The 8,167-nt window shown below is 49.6% G+C and carries 6 protein-coding genes and 1 CRISPR repeat array; of the genes, 4 read left to right on the top strand and 2 right to left on the bottom strand.

Features of this window, described 5'->3' with window-relative positions; genetic code table 11:
• A partial coding sequence (locus Q0095_RS07770) for a CoA-binding protein (protein WP_297882872.1) occupies positions 1–421 on the bottom strand: 421 nt, incomplete at its 3' end.
• Positions 422–557: 136 nt separating this feature from the next.
• Between Q0095_RS07770 and Q0095_RS07765 the strand changes: the two genes are divergently transcribed.
• Both Q0095_RS07765 and Q0095_RS07760 read left to right on the top strand, forming a co-directional pair.
• Positions 558–1,778 (top strand): uracil-xanthine permease family protein, encoded by a 1,221-nt coding sequence (locus Q0095_RS07765; protein ID WP_297882870.1) that lies wholly within the window; start codon positions 558–560, stop codon positions 1,776–1,778.
• 182 nt (positions 1,779–1,960) lie between these two features.
• Complete coding sequence (locus Q0095_RS07760) at positions 1,961–3,409, top strand: DKNYY domain-containing protein (RefSeq protein ID WP_297882868.1); 1,449 nt, start codon at positions 1,961–1,963, stop codon at positions 3,407–3,409.
• 517 nt (positions 3,410–3,926) lie between these two features.
• A CRISPR array of direct repeats spans positions 3,927–4,412; the repeat unit is 29 nt; unit sequence GTGTAAATTTCTCCGTTGGAGTTTGAAAC.
• Between the two features lie 252 nt (positions 4,413–4,664).
• Here the strand turns inward: Q0095_RS07760 and rpoD are convergent.
• Positions 4,665–6,542 (bottom strand): RNA polymerase sigma factor RpoD, encoded by a 1,878-nt coding sequence (rpoD, locus tag Q0095_RS07755; protein WP_297882867.1) that lies wholly within the window; start codon positions 6,540–6,542, stop codon positions 4,665–4,667.
• Positions 6,543–6,948: 406 nt separating this feature from the next.
• On the opposite strand from rpoD, the gene Q0095_RS07750 reads away from it, so the two are divergent.
• Both Q0095_RS07750 and leuB read left to right on the top strand, forming a co-directional pair.
• A complete protein-coding gene (locus Q0095_RS07750; RefSeq protein ID WP_291937702.1) occupies positions 6,949–7,431 on the top strand; it encodes a 3-isopropylmalate dehydratase small subunit in 483 nt (160 codons plus the stop codon).
• 9 nt (positions 7,432–7,440) lie between these two features.
• The coding region (gene leuB, locus Q0095_RS07745) for a 3-isopropylmalate dehydrogenase (RefSeq protein ID WP_297882864.1) at positions 7,441–8,167 on the top strand (727 nt) is incomplete at its 3' end.

The raw sequence follows: 8,167 nt of genomic DNA, 5'->3' as shown, positions 1-8,167 counted from the left end.
GATTTTGCGCGGGCAGGTTGAAACCGTCGGCACTGCACAGGGTAATCTGCGTCCTGCCCGAAGCGGCAGCCTTCTGCAGACGTGCCAGCGATTCCCCGTCGTAACCGCCGTCGTCCGCAATGCACAATAAATACGGGATGCGCAGGCGGATGCAGGCGGCGGCAATACCGGGGTGGGCGGAGACATGGCAGACTGCAACCGCCGCATCAGGCTTGTCGTCAATCTGGCTGATTTGGGCATAGGCCTGCAAACCGGCCACCGTCGGATGGCGCAAATTCACCGGCGTCAGCCGCCCTTGAAAGGGGTGGTTCAGCATGGAGGCAAACACGCGGCCGCCTAAAGTTTCGGAACGCTGGCTGGCTCCGATAACGGCGATATGCCGTGCGGCAAACAGGGAATGCAGCGGATGCGGGGGCAGCATGACGGACTCCTTGCGTCGGGTTTGAGGTTTTCAGACGGCCTCATCGCATCAAAATGCGGCACAGCTTGAAGAAGGATTTTGCCTTGCGGCAGGCAACCGTTATAATCTGCCGTGTTTTTGTAAAGAAAGTGTCATCATGCAATATTTGAAACAAGCGGTGGCGGGGGCGCAGATTTTATTTGTCGCTTTCGGCGCAATGGTTCTGGTACCGTTGCTGACGGGCTTGAACCCCGCCATGGCGCTTTTGGGCGCGGGCATCGGCACGCTGCTGTTTCAGCTCATCACGCGCAAACACGTTCCGCCGATCTTTCTCGCGTCTAGCTTCGCGTTTATCGCGCCGCTAAGCTTTGGCGTGAAAGAGTGGGGCATCGCCGCGACGATGAGCGGAGTGATCGCGGCGGGGCTTTTTTACGTGGTTCTGAGCCTGCTTATTAGGCTAAAAGGCGAGGGGTTTTTGCATAAAATTTTACCACCCGTGGTCGTCGGCCCCGTCATCATGACGATAGGTCTCATCCTCTCGCCAGCAGCCGTAAATATGGTCATGGGCAAGGGCAAGGAGGCGCTCTATACGCAAGGCCAGTCGCTTACGATCGCGCTCATCTCGCTTTCGGCTGTCATCGTCGTGATGATGTTTGGCCGCGGTATGCTGCGCCTAGTGCCCATACTTTGCGGCATCGCGGCTGGATACTGCGCGTCGCTGTTTGTCGGGATCGTGGATTTTACGCCGATTCTAAACGCGCCGTGGTTTGCGCTGCCAAATTTCACCGCGCCGGTTTTTAAGCTCGAAGCCGTGATCTACATGGTGCCTATCGCTATCGCGCCCGCGATCGAGCACATCGGCGATATGCTCGCGATCAGCAACGTAACGAAGGAAAATTTCCTCAAAAATCCCGGACTTAAAAGCACTCTGCTAGGCGACGGACTCGCGACGTCGCTAGCAGGCTGCTTTGGCGGACCGCCGAACACTACCTACTCGGAGGTCACGGGCGCGGTCAGCATCACGAAGGCCTACAATCCCGCCATCATGACCTTTGCCGCGCTTACAGCGATACTGCTAGCCTTCGTGGGTAAGCTCGGCGCCGCGCTCTCCACGATCCCCGCTCCCGTCATCGGCGGCATTATGTTGCTGCTTTTCGGTATCATCGCTAGCGTGGGCATGGAGACGCTCATAAAAAACGGCGTGGACCTAGCTGAGCCGCGCAATATGATCATCGTCGCGCTCATCTTCGTCTGCGCGATCGGCGGCATGGTGCTGGACTTTGGCGCGATGAGCTTTAGCGGCGTGGGGCTTGGCGCGCTTATCGGTATTACGCTAAATTTGGTACTGCCAAAGACCAAGCATTTTGACGGGTATTAAGTTAAATTTGCGCGGAGCTTGCGTAGTTTCGCGTAATTGCGGGTAAATTTGAGCTTTGGCTAGTCGTCAAATTTACTCGCAGCTTTCGCCGCTAAATTTACCGCAGCCTAAATTTTAAAATTTTCCTCGCAAACGCTCGCAAATTTCTAACGTTTTAAACTAGCAAGATATATAATTGCCTTATGAAAAAGGCAGATAATTTAAGTAAATTTGATAAAAAGGCGCTAAAGCTGCTCTTTGCGATACTTTTCGTGCCGCTCTTCGTCTCGCTCGTTTTTATCTATGAGCTGTCGGTGTATGACCGCTCGCGCGAGCTGCCCGCGGACGCGCAAAAGATCGGCAGAAGCGATTATTACGACATCGGCGGCAAAATTTATCTACGCTCTTGGAACCTTGCTCCTTACGAGTTAGAGGGCGGTGCGGACGCGGCGAGCTTTCGCGCGCTTGATACCGGCAGATACTCCTACACAAACGTCGGTATGGACGCTAGTAGCGTATTTTGCGGCGCTCGCAAGATGACGGGGCTAGATCCCGCTCGCACGCAAAAGATCGGCTCTCGCTACTACAGCGACGGACGCGTGAGCTACTTCTGCTCGGACGTCACGCAGCGCACGGGCGGTGCGATAAGCTACATTTATAAAGTGTTTTTACATGCGTTCGGGCTCTCCAAATGGCCGCAGGAGTACAACTATCCCTACGCCAGACTTGATACTAGCGCGCCCATCTGGCCACTGACCGAGAGCCCGTATGTGGCCACGGACGGCGAGCGGGTATTTTACGAGGGTAAAATTTTAGAGGGCGCGGACGTAAAAAATCTAAAACAGATAAGGCGAAAAAACATATACGAAGACGGCCCCGAGCTGCCCGTGCACTTTCGCCTGATCGATAATTGGCTAAGCGACGGACGCAGCGTCTATGCGGACGGCGAGAGGCTAAATTTCACGCCTAGTGAGCAGATGTATCTCGTGGAGCCAAACTCGGGCATAGAGTTTCTTTTTGATCCAGCTACGGGCGCGGTGCTGATGAACGGCGAGAGGTTTGAGGCTGCAAACGAGCCCTATACGCCGCTAAATTTTCAGAGTGGGCATCAGGAATACATGCTGTTTGCGAGCAAAAACGGCATATTTTATCTAAGCAAGGATAAAATTTTAAATCGCCCGCGCGGCAGCGGCGCCGAAGGCCTGCTCAAAGATGCGTTTTGGTACGTGTATTATAAATTTGGAGCAGACGGCAGTAAGCTAAGTGCGCTAAAAAGGGCGGGCGACAATCCGTTTAAAGGCGCCGTGCGGCAGATCTCGGAAAGGCTTTTGAAAGACGACGCGGGATTTTATTATCTAAATTTTTACTCGCATAGCGTTTACGTCACGGGTCGCAGCGGCAGGCATCTGGATAAGCGGACGAATTTCATCGATCTGCGAAAGATCACGCTAGACGTGCATGATGATGAGGTGATGGCGCAGATCGCGGACGAGGCGGCGCGAAACCCCGAGATGTCGCAGCAGGTCTTTAGCGCGCAGGACGTGGAGTATGAAAACGGCGCGGCCTTTTATATGTACTGCCTCGCGGCGATTTTATTACTCGGAGCCTGGATTTATAGCTACCTTAAAAAATGCAGCTTGCGACGCGGTTAAATTTGGCGACGCTACGGAAGGTAAATTTAGAGAAAAACAAAAATACCGACGTCGTGTTATCCAGTACACCCTTGGCTACAGAAGGTAATTTTAAGAGTGGGACGGCACGGCGGAGCAGTAAATTTAATATAGTATTGCGGTTGTCGGCACGGCAATCCGGCAAAATTTATGGGTGCTGCGATTGCGGGTACGGCAGTGCGGCAAGCGGGATGCGATTGAGTGTGTGTCAAAGTTTGTCGGTGCCGAGTTGCCGGTTCGTCGGCATGCAGTAAGCCAGCCAGATGATGTGAGGCGGAATGACAGCGCGGCAAAACGGCGGCGGCTTTTGCGCCGTTAAATCGCGCTATCGATTTTGGTTGGAATTTTGCAAATATACCGATAAAGCTTTGGCTGAAATTTGCAAAACACCGCAAATACGGTATTTTACTTTAAACAGCCTTTGCCGCTTATCTAAATTTAAGGGGTAAGAATATAAACTTCAATACTCATAGCCTGAAAAAATAGAATTTCTAGCGCTGTGTAAATTTCTCCGTTGGAGTTTGAAACTGCTTTGCTCGATCTCGGTCTTTTCAGCCGAAACGGTGTAAATTTCTCCGTTAGAGTTTGAAACAAATAAATTCCATCGCAAACCTCCGAAAACCTTACTATGTAAATTTCTCAGTTGGAGTTTGAAACGAGTAGAATTAATAAGAAGTGCCTTAAAAAACTGGGTGTAAATTTCTCCGTTGGAGTTTGAAACATAGGATTAGCGGCAATATAGGTGGCGCAGGTGGCAAGTGTAAATTTCTCCGTTGGAGTTTGAAACGCAATCAAATCCCTTCCTAAAGCAGTCGAGATTATGTGTAAATTTCCTCCGCTGGAGTTTGAAACTCAGATGAAAAATTGCTTGAGCTTATCTGCCAAGCAAAGTGTAAATTATCTCCGATGGGGTTTGAAACTGGCTATAACCCATGGAGTGCGTCCATTCGGCAATGTGTAAATTTACTCTGTTGGAGTTTGAAACCTACAGATTTAAAACCTTAAGCATCTCAAAATCGGCGTTTCAAGTGAGTGCTACTACATTTTACTGTGCCCTGATTTGCGTCCTATTTGATAAATTTAGACTAAAAATACATTATTGACGGTCTCGGCTCGGATCTTAGCGGATTTAAATTTTGTCGTACATCAGGATCAATCATACCTACGTCAAAGCCCGGCTATCTATAATTTTAAATTTGCCGAGCGTTTTAAGAGTAAATTATATCGGAGTTTCGCTCTAGCTCTCGATATAGGTTTTTAGTTTGCGGCCGATCTTTGGGTGTTTTAGCTTTTTGATCGCCGAGCTTTCGATCTGACGGACGCGCTCGCGAGTGATATTGAGCTCCTTGCCGATCTCTTCGAGCGTACGGTCGCTCTCGTCGTCAAGCAGTCCGAATCGCATGCGGATCACCGTGCGCTCGCGGTCGTTGAGCTGTTCTAAAATATCGTCGATCTGCTCTTTAAGGTCGGATTTTAAAATTTGCTCGATCGGCGAAACCGAGCTTTTGTCTTCGACGAAATCGCCGAATTTGCCGTCATCCTCGTTTCCGATCGGCGCTTCCAGGCTGATCGGCTCCTTTGTGATTTTGATGACCTGCTTTACCTTATCGACGCTAAGGCCTACTTCTTGCGCGATGACGTTGATATCGGGCTCCTTGCCGCCTTCTTGCATATATTTGCGCGTGATTTTATTAATTCGATTTATCGTCTCGATCATATGGATCGGGATGCGGATCGTGCGTGCTTGGTCGGCGATAGCGCGCGAGATCGCCTGGCGGATCCACCACGTCGCATAGGTCGAAAATTTATAGCCGCGCTTGTATTCAAATTTATCCACAGCCTTCATAAGCCCGATATTACCCTCCTGGATGAGGTCTAAAAACGGCAGCCCGCGGTTGGTGTAGCGCTTGGCGATGGATACGACCAGGCGTAGGTTGGACTTAGCCATGCGCGCCTTTGCATTATCGCTGATGCGCTTGCCGCGTTTGATCTGCTCTAAAATTTCTTTCAGCCGCTCGGGCTCGAGATTGAAGCTTTGTTTGCTTGCCTCTTTTGTCAAAAAGAGCTTTTTTATATCAACATAGGTCGAGACCATCGTAGCTTCCGGCACGCGCGCGATGATGTCGTCCTTGCTGAGCTTCGTGATATCTTTTAGGATTTTTTTGTGATTTTCGCGCAGTTCGGCGCTAAACATCGGCAGCTTGTATTCCAGGCGCTTGAGCTCTTTTTCGAAGCCTTCGTCGCTTTTTAGCGCGGTCTCCATCGATTTTACGATCTCGGTGATGAGCTTGCTGGTTGGCCCCAGATCCATGAGCTTTTCTTTTAAAATTTTCTTTTTAAACGCCAAGTTTAGCTTCGATAAAATTCCCTTGCTCTGCTTAATCGCCTCGGCGTTTTTCTCGGCAAATTTCATCCAATCCTTTTTGGCTTTTTCAAGAGCCTTGAAGCTTTCGATGACCTTTAGAGCGCGCTTATCGTTCTTTTTGGATCGCCTTTGCTTCGCCTCGTCCGCACTTTCCTCATCCTCTTCGTCGTAATCCTCCTCCGATAGTTCCTCTTCGTCCTCCTCTTCACCCTCTTCGTCGCTGTCGTCAAAGCTCTTGAAAAGCTCCTTGACGCGACGTTCGCGGTTGATGAGCGGCTCTTTATAGTCTAAAATGAAGTCTATTAAGTACGGCACCGAGCAAAACGCGTCGATGATGATGTCCTCGCCGAGCTCGATTTTTTTGCTGATCTCGATCTCCTCTTCTTTGGTCAGCAGCGGGATCTGTCCCATTTCGCGCAGATACATCCGCACCGGGCTGTCCGAACGGCTCCACTCCAAAAGCTCGACGTCGCTGGATAGATCAAATTCCTCGTCCCAGCCCTCATCCAGCAGCTTTTTTTGCGTGGCTTCTTTGAGTTTCGCGTCCTCTAAATTTTTGATTTTGGAGATTTCTGCGGCGGAGATCAGCTCGACGTCAAATTTTTTCGTAAGCGCTTCGACCTTCTTAACGGCCGTCGCGGTGGGAGCCTTGTCAAAAAATTTTATCAGTCTTTCGTAGGTGATGTAGCTTTTTTGATTGTCGTCGAAGAACTGCTCGATGGGCGTTAAGGCGTCTTTTGGGCTCGCCATAAAATCTCCTTGTGTCGTTGTGTATTTGGTTTTGGAAAATTGGATTATACCGAAACGCTCTTTATTTTTGCTTATATACGGCGCGAACTATCTAAATTTAATGATTTTTCAAATTCTAGAAATTAGGCTAAATTTTAAAATTTAGGTTATATTTTTAGATAAATTTAAGATTACCCGTTAAAATTCCGCGTTCGCAAGACGAAAATTAGCGCGCCAAAATTCCGCTTCCTTCACGTTGCCGCTTTAAAATTTAACGCCTCCGCACTTCCTATCTCTGAGCTTTTGCGTTTAAATTTAGCCCTAAATTTCAAACGAGGAATTCCGCCCTCATATCGGAGCGATTGAGCGGATTTTAATAAATTTGTCGGTAAAATCGCGCATCTATTTTAAAATTTAAGGCGGAAATATGGCAAAAGTATGGAAATTCGGCGATGATATCGACACCGACATTATTATCGCGGCGCGCTACTTAAATACCTCCGATGCGGCGGTGCTTGCGACGCATATCATGGAGGATGCGGATAGGGATTTTTCGTCCAAAATAGCTCGCGGCGACATCATCGTAGCGGGGAAAAATTTCGGCTGCGGCAGCTCGCGCGAGCACGCACCGATGGCGCTTAAGGCTGCCGGAATTTCATGCGTGATCGCAAAGAACTTCGCTAGGATTTTTTATCGAAACAGCTTCAACACGGGCTTTTTGATCCTCGAATGCGACGAGACGGACAAGATCGCGCAGGGCGACGAGCTTAGCATCGATCTAAAGGGCGGCGTAATTAAAAATTTAACTCAAAAAACTCAGTATAAATTCGGCGCGATCCCCGAGTTTATGCAAAAGCTCCTCGATGCCGGCGGAGCGATAAATTATGCAAAAACAAAGATAAACTTGTAAGGAATTTGGATGAAAAAGTACGACGTATGCGTGATAAAAGGCGACGGAATCGGCCCTGAGATCATCGAAGAAGCGATCAAGGTGCTGGATGCCGTAAGCCATAAATTTAATTTTGAGCTAAATTTTGACTACCGCTTGATGGGCGGCGCGGCAATCGATATTATGGGCGTTCCGCTTCCGGATGAGACGCTAAATACCGCTAAATCGAGCGATGCGGTGCTTTTTGGTGCGATCGGCGGCGCTAAATGGGACGGCTTGCCGCGCGAACTGCGCCCCGAAAGCGGACTGCTAAAAATTCGCAAAGAGCTTGGAGCGTTTGCAAATTTGCGTCCTGCAATGATTTTTGATGAGCTGATAAACGCTTCGACGCTAAAGCCTGAGATCATCAAGGGCGTCGATATAATGGTGGTGCGCGAGCTTACGGGCGGGATTTATTTCGGGCAGCCGCGCGTTAAAAACGAAAAGGACGCGCTAAATACGATGTGCTACAACGCCGCCGAGATCGAGCACGTGGCTAAGGTCGCGTTTGAGGCCGCACTTTTACGAAATAAAAAGATAACGCTCGTGGATAAAGCCAACGTGCTTGAAACAAGCCAGCTGTGGCGCGAGGTCGTAAGCGAGCTAGCGAAAAATTATGCAGGGATAAATTTAGAGTTTATGTACGTCGATAACGCCGCGATGCAGCTCGTGCGTGCGCCCGCGCAGTTTGACGTGATTTTGACGGAGAATTTATTCG

Origin of the sequence: uncultured Campylobacter sp., assembly GCF_938045535.1 — a bacterium.
Lineage (GTDB): Bacteria > Campylobacterota > Campylobacteria > Campylobacterales > Campylobacteraceae > Campylobacter_B.
This window is presented reverse-complemented; position numbering and strand designations above follow the sequence as displayed.